Genomic DNA, 14,558 nt, shown 5'->3' with positions numbered 1-14,558 from the left:
GCCGTTATCCCCTTGTTCAGGGCGGCTCGGACCCGTTCCCGCCAAGCGGCCCGGCCAGGTGGTCGACAAAGGCCCGCGCGGCCGGCGTGAGCAACGGTGCCGGCGGGCCGAGCGCGTGGATGCCGAGCTCCGGCCCCCCGATCCCGGGCAGGGCCTCGGCCAGCCGCCCCTCCCGCAGCGCCGCATCGCAGATGTAATCCGGCAGGAAGGCGATCCCGAGCCCGGCAATGGCCGCATCGCGCAGCGCGCGCCCGTCATCCATGCCGAGCCGGCCGGTGCCGCGCTGCACCCGCACCTCCCCCGCCGGCGTCACAAGCAGCCACGGATCGGGCGGGTCCGCCTGCCGGCGCAGCAGGGCGTGGTGGTCAAGGTCTTCGATCCGTCCGGGCGGCCCGTGCCGGTCCAGATAGGCGGGCGCCGCGACCAGCCGGCACCGGCTCGACCCCAGCCGCCGCGCATGTGCGCCATGCCCGGGCACGTCGCCGATGCAGAGCGCAAGGTCGGCCCCATCGACGCAACCCTCTGCCGCAGCCTCCGCAAGCAGGAATTCGAATGAAACACCGGGATGCGCCTGCATGAAGCCCGGCAGCAGCGGCGCAATGGTGTGGGTCGCGAAATCGCGCCCCGCGCTCACGCGCAGCAGGCCCGAGGGCGGCGCCTGCAGCGCTGTGATGATCGAATCGGCCGCATCGGCGGCACTGAGCGCGCGCCGGGCGCGTTCGTAATAGGCGCGCCCGATGTCGGTCAGATCGACGCGGCGGGTGGTCCGGTCCAGCAGGCGCGTGCCAAGCCGCCCCTCGAGCGCCGCGATATGTTTCGACACGGCGGATTTGGACACGCCCATCTTGCGGGCGGCATGGGTAAACCCGCCCTGATCCACCACGTTGATGAAAGCTTCCATTGCCGCCAGCCTGTCCATCGTTCCGCCCTGATCGCAAATCCGGTTCGGGGTTCCGTATTGTTCTCCATCAGGGCAAAAAGACGGCAAGGCTGCGACAATACCGGGAACGGCGTGGAATCATTGCGTCAAGGCAAACCGCGGCGGGTGGTTTTCTTTCGATGCCCGAGGCTGTAATTGCGGTGCAATGGCCTGCTACGGGCCGGCAGCGGAAGATGTCCATGACCAGCCCCCTCACTCCTGACGATATCGCGCGGCTTCCCTATCGTCCCTGCGTCGGCATCATGCTGATGAACCGCGACGGCCACGTCTTTCTGGGGCAGCGCCGGGACCGCTCGGTCGAAGCCTGGCAGATGCCGCAGGGCGGAATCGATTCCGGCGAACAGCCGCGCGCGGCGGCGCTGCGCGAACTGGAGGAGGAAACCGGCATCCCGGCGCGCCAGGTCCGCATTCTGGCCGAACTGCCGCAGGCGCTGCACTATGACCTGCCGCAGCATCTGGTGGCGCGGACCTGGGGCGGACATTACCGCGGGCAGGAGCAGACCTGGTTCCTGATGCGGTTTCTCGGCCGGGACGACGAGATCGACATCGCCACCGAACACCCCGAATTCACCGCCTGGCGGTGGTATCCGGCAGAGCGGCTCGAAGAGATGATCGTGCCGTTCAAGCGCGAGGTCTATCGTGCCGTCCTCGCCCGGTTCTCGGCCCTGATCGCCCCCGAAACCTGATTACGGGATCCCGGGCCGCATTGGCCGCGGGTTCAGGCGATCAAACCGCGTTCGCGCAGGAGCACGCGCAGATCCGCTTCGGGCCGCGGCCCGACGTGCGAGATCACCTCGCGGGCGCAGATGATGCCGATCTGCGCGCAGGTCTCGAGATCGCGCCCCGTCGCCATGCCGTAAAGGAAGCCGGCGGCGAACTGGTCGCCGGCACCGGTGGCATCGACCGGCTTGACCTTTTCCACCGGGATGTCGATGCGGCTGCCTTCGGAGACGATGGACACCTCGTCGCCCGAGCGGGTGCAGATCACCAGGGGGCAGATCGCCCCGACCTGCGCCAGATCGGATTCAAGGTCGCCGTTGCGATAAAGCGCGCGGATCTCGGCCTCGTTGCCGATCACGAAATCCATCTCGTTTTCGATCAGCGACAGGAAATCCTCGCGGTGGCGGTCCACGCAGAAGGGATCGGAAATCGCGATTCCCGGCATGCCGCCGCCGGCACGGCACTGGCGGGCGGCCTCCAGGAACGCGGCCTTTCCCGCCGGCTTGTCGAAAAGATAGCCCTCAAGAAACATGATCTGGGCGCGTTCCGTCACGGCTGTCGGCACGTCCCCGGGGCCGAGCTCGGCAGAGATCCCGAGATAGGTGTTCATCGACCGCTCGCCGTCCGCAGAGACAAAGATCATCGACCGCGACGTCGGCAGCGCCCCATCAAGTGCCGGCGCATTGACGAAATCAATGCCCGCATCGTTCATCGCATCGGCATAGAACCGCCCCGGCGCATCGTCGCGCACCCGCCCGATGAAGGCGGTGTCGAGCCCGAGCGCCCCGGCCCCGGCGATGGTGTTCGCGACCGATCCGCCGGGCATCTGCACACCTGCCTCCATGCGGGAATACAGGTCTTCGGCACGTTCGCGCTCGACCAGTTGCATGATGCCCTTTTCGATGCCCATTTCCGCCAGGAAGGCGTCATCGGCCTGGGCGATTATATCGACGACGGCGTTGCCGATCCCGACAAGATGATAGGTCTTCATAGGGTCTTGTCCTCGTAGAGACAGAGATCACGGATAAGGCAGGCCGGGCAGGCGGGCTTGCGGGCCTTGCAGGTATAGCGGCCGTGCAGGATCAGCCAGTGATGGGCATAGTCCTGGAAATCGACCGGCACCCGGTCCTCGATGGCCCGCTCGACCATCAGGACGTCGCGGCCCGGCGCGATCCCGGTGCGGTTCGCGACACGGAAGATATGGGTATCGACCGCCTGCGCCGGATAGTGCCAGCAGACGTTCAGCACCACATTCGCCGTCTTGCGCCCGACGCCCGGCAGCGCCTGCAGCGCGGCGCGCGATTTCGGCACCTCGCCGCCGTGTTCGGCGACCAGGATTTCGCTCAGGCGGATCACGTTCTTCGCCTTCTGGCGGAACAGGCCGATGGTCCTGACATGTCCGGTCAGTGCCTCCAGCCCGAGATCCACCATCTTCTGCGCCGAATCGGCCACGCGGAACAGGGCTTCGGTGGCCCGGTTCACCCCGGCATCGGTGGCTTGCGCGCTCAGCACCACGGCGACCAGCAGCGTATAGGGATTGGTATAGCAAAGTTCGCTCTTCGGCGCGGGATTGCTCGCGCGGAAGCGGTCAAAAATCTCTCGGATCGCGTGGTAGTCGAGTTCCCGGGCCATGACGCAGCTATGCCCGTCTCTTCCGCGCAGGGCAAGACGGCGCCGGACATGCAGCACTCGGCTTTCGGTCCCGGAGTCGCGCTATGCGCAGGATTCGGGTCGCATGCGGATGCGGGCGGGTTATATTCGCGCCATGAACCAGATCAACCAGACCCCGAAACCCGTCACCGGCGGCCCCGCCGAAAGCGGAAATTATCATTACGGTGTCATCCGCCGCGCGATCGAAGAGATCGACGCAGGGGGCGAGGATCTGTCGCTGGACGAACTCGCCACCCGGATGGGGATGAGCGCCGCGCATTTCCAGCGCGTCTTTTCGGCCTGGGCCGGCGTGTCGCCAAAGCGCTATCAGCAATATCTGCGGCTCGGCTATGCGAAGGAGCTTCTGCGCGGCAACCAGGCCACGCTCGAGGTCGCGCAGGCGGTCGGGCTTTCCGGCAGCGGGCGGCTCCACGATCTGTTCCTGCGCTGGGAGGCCATGACCCCCGGCGATTATGCCCGGAAGGGGGCCGGGCTCGTGATCCGCCACGGCTGGGTGGAAAGCCCCTTCGGCGATGCGCTGCTGATGGCGAGCGACCGCGGCCTCTGCGCCATCGGCTTTGCCGGCGATTCCGGGCGCGAGGCAATCGCCGCGAACCTGGCCGCGCGCTGGCCCGAGGCCCGGTTCCATGCCGATCCGGACGCGATCGCCCCGCTTGCGCAGGCCGTGTTCGGCGGCCGGGGCGAGATCCGCCTGCAACTGATCGGGGCGCCGTTCCAGATCAAGGTCTGGGAGGCGCTGCTGACCCTGCCGCCCGGCGAGGTCACGACCTATTCCGAGGTCGCGCGCGCGATCGGCAACCCGCGGGCGGTGCGCGCGGTCGGCAGCGCGATCGGGCGCAATCCGCTCAGCTGGCTCATCCCGTGCCACCGCGTGCTGCGCAAATCCGGCGCGCTGGGCGGATATGAATGGGGACTGCCGCTCAAGCGGGCGATGCTCGCGTTCGAGGGTGCACGGCAGGATGCCGCTTTCCCGCAAGCGCCCCCCGGCAGCGATTCGCCGAAGCCAGGGATTTCCCCGCTTGAGCCCGCCCCCCGCAGTCATGCTATAGAAAAGGGATGATGCCTCTTGCCGGGGCTCACGAACATGAGGCTGGAAACACGATGACCCTGAAGATCACCCTTTGTGCCCTGGTGGGCAGCGCATTCGTTCTTGGAGCCTGCACCGACCCGACGTCCATCGACAACGTGGCGAGCGGAGACCCCTATGGCAGCACCAAGCAGGGTGCGCTGATCGGTGCGCTCGCCGGTGGGGGGCTCGCCGCCGCGGCCGGCGGCAAGAGCAGCAAGGTGCTGCTCGGCACGGCGATCGGCGCCGCGGCCGGCGGTGCCCTGGGGAGCCAGCTCGACCGGCAGGCCGCCGAACTGCGCCAGCAGCTTGCGAATGACGGCATCACCATCACCAACACCGGCAGTCAACTGATCGTGACCCTGCCGCAGAGCATCACCTTCGCCACCGACAGCTTTACCGTGCGTGACGGGCTGCGCGCGGATCTGATGCGGGTCGCCGCGCATCTGCAGCGCTATCCGAATTCGGATGTGCAGATCATCGGCCACACCGACAGCACCGGCGCGGCATCCTACAACCAGGATCTCTCGGAGCGCCGCGCGCGCGCCGTGTCGAGCGTGCTGGCGCAGGGCGGCGTGCCGCAGGGACGCCTCGTGACGGTCGGCATGGGCGAAAACCAGCCGGTCGCCTCGAACCAGACCGCCGAGGGCAAGGCCCGCAACCGCCGGGTCGAGATCGTCATCATCCCTCACGTCTGATCCGGCCCGACGACCCTTGCGCAGGACGGGGCCGCCTGTCCTGCGCCCGAGCGCTGACACCTGGCGGGACGGAACGCCATTCTCGCACAGGGGCGACATGCGCGGCCCCGCACTCGGGTGCGCGCCGGGCCGCTCCTGGCGATGATCGCGCGCCTCGGGGGCGCCATTCGCCCGCGACCTTGCCCTGGCCCCTGAAAACCGCCGCCGCGCCTTCTTCTGGCAGAAATATCCCGGGGGAGTCGCCGTCAGGCGACGGGGGCAGAGCCCCCGCGATCCGGCCCCTGTCACCGGACCTCAGGATCGCCGCCCGCTGTCCCGCCTCATCCGCTCCGCGGCCGGAGCAGCGCGGAGGCGCGCAATCCCTCGGGTATGGCGTCGATCCCTTCGAGCACAAGATCGGCCATGACCTGCGCGACCTTCGGCGCCATGCCAAAGCCGATCTTGAACCCGCCGTTGGCGATGAACTGGCCCTTGTGCAGCGGATGGGGGCCGAGCACCGGCGCGCGGCTCCGGGCGCGGGGGCGGATGCCGGCCCAGCGGCCGACCACCGGGGCATCGCCCAGCACGGGCAGGGCTTCGCGGGCGCGGGTGATCAGCGCGTCAAGCTGCCCGTCGGTCATGGACGGATCCGACCAGTCGCGTTCGCTGGTCGAACCAACAGCCACCGTGCCGTCGCCATGGGCAACGATATGCAGCCCCCCGGCAAAGATCTGCGCCCGGCCCCGGCCCGCATCGTGGCGCAGCAGGGCCGCCTGACCCTTGACCCCGTTTCCGCAGGCGATCCCGAGCTGCCGGCTGATCCGGTCGAGATCGCGCCACCCCGCGGCATGGACGACCTGTCCCGAATCCGCCCCCTCGGCCAGCACCGCAACACCCCGCGCGCCGAGCGCCGCGACCAGCGCCGCGCAGGCCCGCTGCGGGTGAATCTGCGCGCTCAGCGTGTCCTCGACCACCAGCCCCGTGGGAGTTTCCGGGCACCAGGGGCCGAAATCAGCGGCGCTGCGCAGCCGCCATTCGGCCCGGCCCTGCCAGAGGCGTGCGGCATTTGCGGCGCGCATGGCGGCAAGGTCGCGGGCGTCAGCGTCGGCAACCGGTTGCAGCCGCCCGCTGCGCGCATAGCACGATGACCCCCCGCCTGCGGCCTCGACCCCGGCCCAGAAGGATTCGGCCATCAGAAGGCTGTCAAACTGGAACGCCTTCTTGTCGTTCCAGTTTTCGGGCACATGCGGGGCGAGCGCGCCGAGGACGCCGCCGCTCGCGCCGCTCGCCGGCCCCGCCGGGTCGATGACGCGCACCCGCGCGCCCCGCTGCACGGCGGCCCAGGCGATCGAAAGCCCGAAGATGCCGGCGCCGCGGATGGTGATGTCCGGCATTGCCAAGGCTGCGGCCTTTCTCCACTCTCGATGCGGTATGTCTTTCGGAGATGGTTTCATGACCGCTGCGGAACTGCAATGGCGCGATGGCTGCGTGCCGGTTTCGACCCGGTTCGATGATCCGTTCTTCAGCCTCGCCGGCGGGCTGGCCGAAACGCGCCATGTCTTTCTCGCCGGCAACGACCTTCCCGCAAGGTTCCGCGACGGATTCCACATCGCCGAACTCGGCTTCGGCACGGGGCTGAATTTCCTGGCCACGCTCAGGGCATGGGAGGACAGCGGCCGGCGCGGGCGGTTCCGTTTCACGAGCTTCGAGGCCTGGCCGATGGCGCGCGACGACATGGCGCGGGCGCTCGGCGCCTTTCCCTGCCTTGCCCCGCAGGCGGAGGCGCTGCTTGCCCGCTGGAACGGCGCGGGCGGGCGGCTCGATATCGGGCCGGCGGTGCTGACGGTGATCAGGGGCGATGCGCGGCAGACCCTGCCGGAATGGCGGTGCCGGGCCGATGCCTGGTATCTCGACGGCTTCGCGCCGGCGCGCAACCCCGAACTCTGGCAGCCCGGCCTCATGCGCGAGGTGGCGCGCCACACCGCCCCGGGCGGGACCGCCGCAACCTATACCGCCGCCGGCTTCGTGCGGCGGGGGCTCGAAAGCGCGGGATTCCGCGTCAGCCGCGAAAAGGGCCACGGCGGCAAGCGCCACATGACACGGGCAGTGCTGCCGTGAACGGGCAGGGCAACAACGTGCCGCTCGGCATCACGCTGATGATCCTGACGACCATGGTGTTCGGGGGGCAGGACGCCCTGTCGCGCCACCTGGCCGAGGAATACAACGTGCTGATGGTGGTGATGATCCGCTACTGGTTCTTCGCCGCCTTCGTCATCGCGCTGGCGGCCCGCAGCCGCGGAGGGCTGCGCGGCGCCGTCCGCACCGCCCAGCCCTGGCTGCAGATCCTGCGCGGCGTGCTTCTGGTTGGCGAGATCTGCGTGGCCATCCTTGCCTTTGTCCTGCTCGGGCTCGTGGAATCCACCGCCGTCTTCATCAGTTATCCGCTGCTCATCGCCGCGCTGTCCGGGCCGCTTCTGGGCGAACATGTCGGCTGGCGGCGCTGGGTGGCGATCGGGGTCGGGTTCGCCGGGGTGATGATCATCCTCCAGCCGGGCCGGGGCGTGTTCGATCCGGCGGCGCTGGTGCCGCTGCTCGCGGCCTTCATGTTTGCGGTCTACGGCCTGCTGACGCGCTATGTCGCGCGGAAGGATCGCGCTGCCACCAGCTTTTTCTATACCGGTGTCTCGGGCGCGGTGGTGATCACCCTGATCGGCCTCTGGTTCTGGGAGCCGATGACCGCCGCCGACTGGGGCTGGATGCTGCTGCTCTGCATCACCGGCGTGACCGGCCACTGGCTTCTGATCCGCTGCTACGAGGTGGCCGAGGCCAGCGCCGTCCAGCCCTTTGCCTATTTCCAGCTCATGTTCTCGTCGCTCATGGGGATCTGGATCTTCGGCGATGTCCTGCGCATGGGGGTCGTGGTCGGCGCGGCGCTGATCGTGGCGGCGGGGCTGTTCACCCTATGGCGCGAACGAGTCAAGGGTTGAGCCGGCAAGCTCCCGCGAAAACGGCACCGGCAGCGGTTCGAGCCCGAGCCGCGCCCGATAGACCGGCAGGCTCTCGGTCACGCGCATGACATAGTTGCGGGTCTCGTCAAAGGGGATCTGCTCGATCCAGTCCACCATATCCACGTCGCCCCGCCGCGGATCGCCGCGTTCCTCCATCCACCTGGCCGGCCGGCCGGGGCCGGCGTTATAGCCAGCGGCCATCATCACCACATTGCCGCCGAAACGCCCGGCGAGCGTGGCCAGATAATTTGCCCCGAGCCGGGCATTGTAATCCCATTCGCGCGTGAGGCGCGCGGTATCGTGACGCGCAAGCAGACCAAGCTGGCTGGCCATGGCCTGCGCGGTCGCGGGCATCACCTGCATCAGCCCGCGCGCCCCGGCATGGCTGACCACAGCCGGGTCGAATTCGCTTTCGCGCCGGGCGATCGCCAGCGTCATCTCGGGCGCCATGGGCAGGGCTTCCTGCGCCACCGGATGCAGCGGGTAATAGGCCGAATGCAGCACGATCGACCGTTGCGCCGCGCGCTTGGCGATCATCAGCGCGAGATGCGGGCGCTCCATCCCGATCGCCATCTCGCCAAGCTGCGCCGCGGCCGCGGCATCCTGGCTTTCGACCAGATGGGTCAGGAACCGGGTGCCGAGTTCGTCCTCGCCGGCAGAAAGCAGCATCCGCCCGGCGGCAAGGACGCTCGACGACGCGAAAGGAGCGTTCTGCCAGGGCTCCATGGCGGGCGGGTGCACGAAATCCCGGTCAAAAGGCAGCCCGGCCCGCTCGGCCGCGAGCAGCCCGTAGAACGAACTCTGGTGGCGGGCGCCCATCGCATAGGCCGCCTGCGCCTGCGGGCCGTTCCCGAGCGCCTCATGCGCCCGGCCAAGCCAGTATCCGGCCCGCCCGCGGGAGATCGGCGATTCCACGGCGTTCTCGAAACGGGTGAAATGGGCAAGCGCGGCCGCGGGATCGTTCAGGCGGTGCAGGGCAATGTAACCGGCCAGCCATTCGAGTTCGGCAAAGCTGGACCCTTCGCCCAGGAAATGCCGCGCGGCGAGCGCATGGGCGCGGGCGGCGTCCCCCTCGCGCATCTCGCGCCGCGCCAGCCGCTCGCGCAGCCCCGCCCAACGCTCGGGTTCGCCCAGCGCCTCGGCGGATTTCGAGCGCTCCAGAAGCAGCGCCGCGGCGTCGTCATGGCGCCCCTTGCGCCAGCGCCACTCGAACCGGTCATGGGCCAGACCGGCGGAATCGCGCAGCGCCACGGGCACCGCCTCGATCAGCGCATCGACCCCCGGCGCTTCCTCGCGCAGCGCCATGCGCGCCCGGGCCAGCGCCCGCTGCCCCTCGCTCACCAGCGGCAGCATGCGGCGCGCGTCTTCAAGCTCCCCGTCCCAGAGCATCCGGTCAAGCCGCGCCACATGGTGCGGCGCCAGCAGATCGGCATGGGCGGCAAGGTAAAGCGCCTGTATCGTGCTGCCCATCGGAAGGGTGCGCCAGGCCAGCACGATCCCGGCCTCGGCCTCGCCGCTGCGCCCGGCGCGCGCAAGCGCCGACGACAGCGTGAGCGCCCCCTCGGCGGTCTGCGGAAGGTCGTCGCCGAAGAATTCCAGTATCTCCTCGGCCGGCTGCCCGGCAAAGGCCGGTTCGCTGCGCCGGCGCAGCCACTCGAGCCCGGGCCAGTCGCTGCGGCGCGACAGAAAGTCGCGCACCTGCGCGGCGCTGCCCCGCCCCGCCCGCAGCCGGTGCCACTCGATGATGTCGTTGGCGATCGACCGGTCGGGGCCGGCGGCGCGAATCGCCTCGCCCCAGTCGCCCTTGCGCATCAGCGCCATGGCGCGCGACAGATGCGCGCCATCGGGCTCTGCCGCCGCCACGGAGAGCGCGGCGGAAGAACAGAGCAGGATCAACAGTGCCAGAACACGCGTCATCCCTTGCCAATCCCGATCAAGCGAGGCTAGAGCCTGCAACGATACCGCCTGCAGATGCGGGATCAACTCATTTCCCACCGGGAGGTGCCGGCACCGCCACTCACCGCGGCAGGACACCGCCCGCACCAGAGGACAGGTTTCCATGTTCAGAGGTTCGATGCCCGCCATCGTCACCCCCTTCCGCAACGGCGAACTGGATCTCGACACGCTCAAGCGGCTGGTGGAATGGCACGTGGCCGAAGGCTCGAGCGGCATCGTCCCGGTCGGCACCACCGGCGAAAGCCCGACCCTCAGCCACAGCGAACACGAGACGGTGATCGAAGAGGTGGTCAAGGCGGCGGCGGGCCGGATCCCGGTGATCGCGGGCGCCGGTTCGAACAGCACGCAGGAGGGCATGCGCCTGATCCGCCATGCGGCCGAGGTCGGCGCCGATGCGGCGCTGGTGGTCACCCCCTATTACAACAAGCCGACGCAAGGGGGCATGATCGCCCATTTCACCGCGCTGCATGACTGCTGCGATCTGCCGATCATCATCTATAACATCCCGCCGCGCTCGGTCGTGGACATGACCCCCGCCACCATGGGCGAACTGGCGCGGCTGCCGCGGATCATCGGCGTCAAGGACGCGACCGGAAAGATCGAGCGCGTCAGCCAGCAGCGCGCCGCCTGCGGCCGGGATTTCATCCAGCTCTCCGGCGAGGATGCGACCGCGCTTGCCTTCAACGCCCATGGCGGCGTCGGCTGCATCTCGGTCGCGGCGAATGTCGCGCCCCGTCTCTGCGCCGAATTCCAGAAAGCGATGCAGGATGGCGATTTCGCGCTGGCGCTCGACTATCAGGACCGCCTGATGCCCCTGTTCGAGGCGATCTTCATCGAACCGGGCGTGGCCGGGGTGAAATATGCCATGTCGCGCACCGGCCTCTGCAGCAATGAGCTGCGCCTGCCACTCACTCCGGTGGCGCAGGAAACGAAAACCGCGATCGACCGCGCCCTGCGCCACGCGGGCCTGCTGTCCTGAAGGCTGCCCCGGTTCGCGCCAGAGTCTCTTTCCGCGGGCCTTCTTCTGGCAGAAATATCCTGGGGTCCGGGGCAAAGCCCCGGCTCCGCGCCAGGACCCGTCCCTCGCTCACCCCTCACGGCGGCGGGGCTGGCGGAACGGCTGCATCCCCTCGCGGGCCAACTCGTCCGCGCGTTCGTTCTCGGGATGGCCCGCATGGCCCTTCACCCATTCCCAGCGCACCTCGTGGCGGCCTTGCGCAAGGTCGAGCCGCTGCCAGAGTTCGGCATTCTTCACCGGCTTGCGCGCCGCGGTCTTCCAGCCGTTGCGCTTCCAGCCGTGAATCCAGCCCGTGACCCCGTTCTTCACATACTGGCTGTCGGTGATGATGATGATCGCGCTCGGGCGCGTCAGCGTCTCGAGCGCCATGATCGCGGCCATGAGCTCCATCCGGTTGTTGGTGGTCTCGGCCTCGCCCCCCTTCAGTTCGCGCCGGCGCAGCGTCTCCTCCCCGCGCATGGCGCAAAGCAGCACCCCCCAGCCGCCGGGGCCGGGATTGCCGGAACAGGCGCCGTCGGTATAGGCGAGGATCCGGGTTGCCTCCGCCATGCCTGTCACACGACTGTCAGCGCCAGCGCGGCGATGGCCGAAAGATTGATCCAGAGCCGCAGCGCCAGCCACCAGGGCGGCGCGAGCCCCCAGCGCGAAAAGGCGAAATCGAGCAACAGGACCCCGGCAAAGCCGAAGATCAGGTTGACCCCGAGGCTCGCCGCGCCGCCCCCGCCCATCAGGAACATCCAGAGCGCCGGCGCCGCCGCCAGAAGCATGGCGACCAGGGCCCGGGCCCCGCTCGTGCGGGCCGCCAGCCCCCAGAGCGCCCCGGCCATGAACGGTAGCACCACCGGGGCCAGGAACAGCTGCAGGTTCGGCCCGATATAGGGCGCGCCGATCCGCGCCGCGCCCCAGCGCGCCAGATCGCCGCTCAGAAGCGTTGCGGCGCCCCAGAGGAACGGGGCGGCAAGCAGCAGGCCGAACAGGAGCGGAGCGGCAGGAATGCGCATCAGGCCGGCGTGCGCAGGATGCGCGGCGTCTTGAACTCGACACGCTCGACCGTGGTCTCGACCATCTCGACAGTGAGCGCGAACCGCGCCCGGCAGGCGTCCACCACCTCGTCGATCAGCTCTTCCGGGGCGCTCGCCCCGGCGGTGATGCCAAGGCTCGCAATTCCCTCGAGCGCGCGCCAGTCGATGTCGGCGGCCCGCTGCACGAGCTGCACATAGGGGCAGCCGGCCTTGGCGCCTACCTCGACCAACCGGCGCGAGTTCGACGAATTGGGCGCGCCCACCACCAGCATGGCCTCGCAGCGCGGCGCAATCGCCTTCACCGCTTCCTGCCGGTTGGTGGTGGCATAGCAGATGTCTTCCTTGTGCGGGCCGACGATGGCCGGAAACCGCGCCTTGAGCGCCGCGACGATATCGGCGGTGTCGTCGATGCTGAGCGTGGTCTGGGTGACGAAGGCCAGCCGCGCGGGGTCGCGCACCTCGACATCCGCCACGTCCTCGACGGTCTCCACCAGAAGCACCTCCCCGTCGGGAAGCTGGCCCATGGTGCCGATGGTCTCGGGGTGGCCGGCATGGCCGATCATGATCATCTGAAGGCCGTTTTCGGCATGGCGCCGGGCCTCGATATGGACCTTGCTGACCAGCGGGCAGGTGGCATCCACATAGATCATGTTGCGTCGCTCGGCCTCGGCCGGGACCGATTTCGCCACCCCGTGGGCGGAAAAGATCACCGGGCGGTCTTCGGGGCATTCGCTCAGCGTCTCGACGAACACCGCCCCCTTGGCGCGCAGGCCGTCCACGACGAATTTGTTGTGCACGATCTCGTGACGCACATAGACCGGGGCGCCCCATTTCTCGAGCGCCATCTCGACGATCTTGATGGCCCGGTCCACCCCGGCGCAGAATCCGCGCGGCGCGGCAAGGAAAAGGGTGAGCGGCGGCTTGTCGATCGGATCCATCGGTCTGAAAACTCCTGCGTCCGTCCCAAGGGCTAGGGCCTTGTGCGGAAATCGTCCAGAGGCGGCGCGAAAATCGGCGGCTCTGTGCTCCATGCACCGGGCCGCCCGCCCACCACCCGCGGCACCGACAACTGGCGCGGGGGGGGCGGTCCGTCCGGCAGGGCGCCGGGCGGGCGCTAGCCGTTGCTTGCGGCGTCGTAGCTCGCGGCGTCGTGCTGATGGTGGTCGGCCTGTTCGCGCGGCGGGCGGCCGATCACGTCGCGCAGATCCTCGAGGTCGATGAAATTGTCGGCCTGCCGGCGCAGCTCGTCCGAGATCATCGGCGGCTGGCTGCGGATGGTCGAGACCACCGAGACCCGCACCCCCTGCCGCTGCAGGCTGACCACCAGCGGGCGGAAGTCGCCATCGCCCGAAAACAGCACGATATGATCGACGCGATGCGCAAGCTCCATGGCATCGACGGTCAGTTCGATATCCATGTTGCCCTTGATCTTCCGCCGGCCCATGCTGTCGGTGTATTCCTTGGCCGGTTTGGTCACCATGGTGAAGCCGTTGTAATGCAGCCAGTCCACCAGCGGGCGGATCGGTGAATATTCGTCGCTGTCGAGCAGGGCGGTGTAATATGACACCCGGAGGAGCTTGCCGCGGCGCATGAATTCCTGCCGCAGGAGCTTGTAGTCGATATCAAAGCCCAGGGCTTTGGCAGCCGCGTAAAGATTCGACCCATCAATGAACAGCGCAAGCCGTTCGTCCTTGTAAAACATGAGAATTCCTTCCAGTGAGCCATTTCGCAATTGTTTTCACGTGTGCTCACGTGCTTACTTGGCGAAACGGCTGCACCTGAAATATACTGCCCCTGATAATCTGCAATATTAACATTCCGCAGAGAATGAGTCACGATTGATCACTTCTGCTTCAGTTGCCGTGATTGCGCTCGGCGGAAACCTGCCGTCGCCGGTGGGTCCGCCTGCTCAAACACTGATCGCCGCGATCCGGGCCATGCCTGCGGCGGGCCTGCGGCTGCGCGCGGTCAGCCGGTTCTTTCACACGCCCTGTTTTCCGGCCGGGGCCGGGCCCGATTTCGTGAATGCGGTGGTCGCGGTCGAAAGCGCCCTGCCACCGGGCGAGATCCTCGAGCGGCTGCACGCGATCGAGCGCCAACTTGGCCGGGTGCGCGAGAAGCGCTGGGGAGAGCGCAGCATCGACCTCGATCTTCTGGCGGTCGGGGATGCCGTGCTCCCCGATGCCGCGGTGCAGCGGCGGTGGCGCGAACTGCCCCCGGGGCAGCAGGCCGAGATCGCCCCGGACCAACTCGTCCTGCCGCATCCCCGCCTGCAGGAGCGGGCCTTTGTCCTGGTGCCCATGCGCGACATCATGCCGGGCTGGGTGCATCCGCTGCTCGGGCGCGATGTGGCGAGCCTGTGCGCGGCGCTGCCGCCCAAGGATCTGGAACAGGTGCGCCCGCTTTGAACCGGCCGCCCCTGTGCCGGGCGGTGTCTTGTTTCGCACCTTGTCAAGCGGTAAAAAGAACATTAGCTTATG

16 protein-coding genes are annotated in these 14,558 nt (G+C 68.4%); 7 read left to right on the top strand and 9 right to left on the bottom strand.

All coding sequences use genetic code 11. The annotated features are described in order from the left end of the window. Positions 1 to 16: 16 nt before the first annotated feature. On the bottom strand, positions 17 to 901 hold the full coding sequence (locus B0B01_RS05985) for a LysR family transcriptional regulator (RefSeq protein ID WP_234967713.1): 885 nt from the start codon (positions 899 to 901) through the stop codon (positions 17 to 19). A 218-nt stretch (positions 902 to 1,119) separates the two neighbouring features. Here B0B01_RS05985 and B0B01_RS05980 point away from each other — a divergent pair, with 218 nt between their 5' ends. Beyond that, positions 1,120 to 1,626: an RNA pyrophosphohydrolase gene (locus B0B01_RS05980; RefSeq protein ID WP_076648637.1), complete on the top strand. Its 507-nt coding sequence runs from the start codon at positions 1,120 to 1,122 to the stop codon at positions 1,624 to 1,626. Between the two features lie 32 nt (positions 1,627 to 1,658). Here B0B01_RS05980 and B0B01_RS05975 read toward each other — a convergent pair whose 3' ends face one another. Both B0B01_RS05975 and nth read right to left on the bottom strand, forming a co-directional pair. Then, on the bottom strand, positions 1,659 to 2,651 hold the full coding sequence (locus B0B01_RS05975) for an adenosine kinase (protein WP_076648635.1): 993 nt from the start codon (positions 2,649 to 2,651) through the stop codon (positions 1,659 to 1,661). After that, the gene (nth, locus tag B0B01_RS05970) at positions 2,648 to 3,292 is read right to left on the bottom strand and encodes an endonuclease III (RefSeq protein WP_076648633.1); all 645 of its coding nucleotides are present in this window, start codon (positions 3,290 to 3,292) and stop codon (positions 2,648 to 2,650) included. The genes B0B01_RS05975 and nth overlap by 4 nt, the downstream gene beginning before the upstream one ends. 133 nt (positions 3,293 to 3,425) lie before the next feature. Here nth and B0B01_RS05965 point away from each other — a divergent pair, with 133 nt between their 5' ends. Continuing rightward, entirely contained in the window at positions 3,426 to 4,391 is a 966-nt protein-coding gene (locus tag B0B01_RS05965) for a bifunctional helix-turn-helix domain-containing protein/methylated-DNA--[protein]-cysteine S-methyltransferase (protein WP_083946247.1), read from the top strand. A gap of 41 nt (positions 4,392 to 4,432) precedes the next feature. Further along, positions 4,433 to 5,095, top strand: coding sequence for a YiaD family glycine zipper/OmpA-like lipoprotein (locus tag B0B01_RS05960; RefSeq protein WP_076648629.1), 663 nt, complete (start codon positions 4,433 to 4,435; stop codon positions 5,093 to 5,095). A 320-nt stretch (positions 5,096 to 5,415) separates the two neighbouring features. Here the strand turns inward: B0B01_RS05960 and B0B01_RS05955 are convergent, their stop codons facing one another. After that, a complete protein-coding gene (locus B0B01_RS05955; RefSeq protein ID WP_076648627.1) occupies positions 5,416 to 6,468 on the bottom strand; it encodes an NAD(P)/FAD-dependent oxidoreductase in 1,053 nt (350 codons plus the stop codon). 58 nt (positions 6,469 to 6,526) lie between these two features. Between B0B01_RS05955 and mnmD the strand changes: the two genes are divergently transcribed. Together mnmD and B0B01_RS05945 are read left to right on the top strand one after the other, a co-directional pair. Beyond that, complete coding sequence (gene mnmD / locus B0B01_RS05950) at positions 6,527 to 7,192, top strand: tRNA (5-methylaminomethyl-2-thiouridine)(34)-methyltransferase MnmC2 (RefSeq protein WP_076648625.1); 666 nt, start codon at positions 6,527 to 6,529, stop codon at positions 7,190 to 7,192. Further along, positions 7,189 to 8,061 (top strand): DMT family transporter, encoded by an 873-nt coding sequence (locus tag B0B01_RS05945; RefSeq protein WP_076648623.1) that lies wholly within the window; start codon positions 7,189 to 7,191, stop codon positions 8,059 to 8,061. Before mnmD ends, B0B01_RS05945 begins: the two co-directional genes overlap by 4 nt. On the opposite strand, the gene B0B01_RS05940 is transcribed toward B0B01_RS05945, so the two are convergent. Next, entirely contained in the window at positions 8,035 to 9,999 is a 1,965-nt protein-coding gene (locus B0B01_RS05940) for a lytic transglycosylase domain-containing protein (RefSeq protein ID WP_076648621.1), read from the bottom strand. The genes B0B01_RS05945 and B0B01_RS05940 overlap by 27 nt on opposite strands. 142 nt (positions 10,000 to 10,141) lie before the next feature. Here B0B01_RS05940 and dapA point away from each other — a divergent pair, with 142 nt between their 5' ends. Then, positions 10,142 to 11,017: a 4-hydroxy-tetrahydrodipicolinate synthase gene (dapA, locus tag B0B01_RS05935; RefSeq protein ID WP_076648619.1), complete on the top strand. Its 876-nt coding sequence runs from the start codon at positions 10,142 to 10,144 to the stop codon at positions 11,015 to 11,017. Between the two features lie 108 nt (positions 11,018 to 11,125). Here the strand turns inward: dapA and rnhA are convergent, their stop codons facing one another. The 4 genes from rnhA to B0B01_RS05915 form a co-directional block, all read right to left on the bottom strand. Next, entirely contained in the window at positions 11,126 to 11,605 is a 480-nt protein-coding gene (gene rnhA / locus B0B01_RS05930; RefSeq protein ID WP_076648617.1) for a ribonuclease HI, read from the bottom strand. Between the two features lie 5 nt (positions 11,606 to 11,610). Then, entirely contained in the window at positions 11,611 to 12,057 is a 447-nt protein-coding gene (locus B0B01_RS05925) for a DUF3429 domain-containing protein (protein ID WP_076648614.1), read from the bottom strand. Beyond that, the gene (gene ispH, locus B0B01_RS05920) at positions 12,057 to 13,007 is read right to left on the bottom strand and encodes a 4-hydroxy-3-methylbut-2-enyl diphosphate reductase (RefSeq protein ID WP_076650081.1); all 951 of its coding nucleotides are present in this window, start codon (positions 13,005 to 13,007) and stop codon (positions 12,057 to 12,059) included. The genes B0B01_RS05925 and ispH overlap by 1 nt, the downstream gene beginning before the upstream one ends. A 185-nt stretch (positions 13,008 to 13,192) precedes the next feature. Beyond that, positions 13,193 to 13,780: a LabA-like NYN domain-containing protein gene (locus tag B0B01_RS05915; RefSeq protein ID WP_076648612.1), complete on the bottom strand. Its 588-nt coding sequence runs from the start codon at positions 13,778 to 13,780 to the stop codon at positions 13,193 to 13,195. 160 nt (positions 13,781 to 13,940) lie between these two features. Here B0B01_RS05915 and folK point away from each other — a divergent pair, with 160 nt between their 5' ends. Continuing rightward, positions 13,941 to 14,486: a 2-amino-4-hydroxy-6-hydroxymethyldihydropteridine diphosphokinase gene (gene folK / locus B0B01_RS05910; protein ID WP_327082991.1), complete on the top strand. Its 546-nt coding sequence runs from the start codon at positions 13,941 to 13,943 to the stop codon at positions 14,484 to 14,486. Positions 14,487 to 14,558 lie beyond the last annotated feature (72 nt).

The organism is Pontibaca methylaminivorans (assembly GCF_900156525.1).
In the GTDB taxonomy this organism is placed as follows: domain Bacteria; phylum Pseudomonadota; class Alphaproteobacteria; order Rhodobacterales; family Rhodobacteraceae; genus Pontibaca; species Pontibaca methylaminivorans.
The sequence above is the reverse complement of the archived record's forward strand: the minus strand, read 5'-3'. Positions and strand labels throughout refer to the sequence as shown.

What these genes read in the sequence shown, in the direction of transcription:
- B0B01_RS05975 (WP_076648635.1), bottom strand. Translation starts at nt 2,651, where the DNA reads ATGAAGACCTATCATCTTGTCGGGATCGGCAACGCCGTCGTCGATATA.
- B0B01_RS05955 (WP_076648627.1), bottom strand. Translation starts at nt 6,468, where the DNA reads ATGCCGGACATCACCATCCGCGGCGCCGGCATCTTCGGGCTTTCGATC.
- B0B01_RS05925 (WP_076648614.1), bottom strand. Translation starts at nt 12,057, where the DNA reads ATGCGCATTCCTGCCGCTCCGCTCCTGTTCGGCCTGCTGCTTGCCGCC.
- dapA (WP_076648619.1), top strand. Translation starts at nt 10,142, where the DNA reads ATGTTCAGAGGTTCGATGCCCGCCATCGTCACCCCCTTCCGCAACGGC.
- mnmD (WP_076648625.1), top strand. Translation starts at nt 6,527, where the DNA reads ATGACCGCTGCGGAACTGCAATGGCGCGATGGCTGCGTGCCGGTTTCG.
- B0B01_RS05940 (WP_076648621.1), bottom strand. Translation starts at nt 9,999, where the DNA reads ATGACGCGTGTTCTGGCACTGTTGATCCTGCTCTGTTCTTCCGCCGCG.
- B0B01_RS05985 (WP_234967713.1), bottom strand. Translation starts at nt 901, where the DNA reads ATGGAAGCTTTCATCAACGTGGTGGATCAGGGCGGGTTTACCCATGCC.
- B0B01_RS05960 (WP_076648629.1), top strand. Translation starts at nt 4,433, where the DNA reads ATGACCCTGAAGATCACCCTTTGTGCCCTGGTGGGCAGCGCATTCGTT.
- B0B01_RS05965 (WP_083946247.1), top strand. Translation starts at nt 3,426, where the DNA reads ATGAACCAGATCAACCAGACCCCGAAACCCGTCACCGGCGGCCCCGCC.
- B0B01_RS05915 (WP_076648612.1), bottom strand. Translation starts at nt 13,780, where the DNA reads ATGTTTTACAAGGACGAACGGCTTGCGCTGTTCATTGATGGGTCGAAT.
- nth (WP_076648633.1), bottom strand. Translation starts at nt 3,292, where the DNA reads ATGGCCCGGGAACTCGACTACCACGCGATCCGAGAGATTTTTGACCGC.
- rnhA (WP_076648617.1), bottom strand. Translation starts at nt 11,605, where the DNA reads ATGGCGGAGGCAACCCGGATCCTCGCCTATACCGACGGCGCCTGTTCC.
- B0B01_RS05980 (WP_076648637.1), top strand. Translation starts at nt 1,120, where the DNA reads ATGACCAGCCCCCTCACTCCTGACGATATCGCGCGGCTTCCCTATCGT.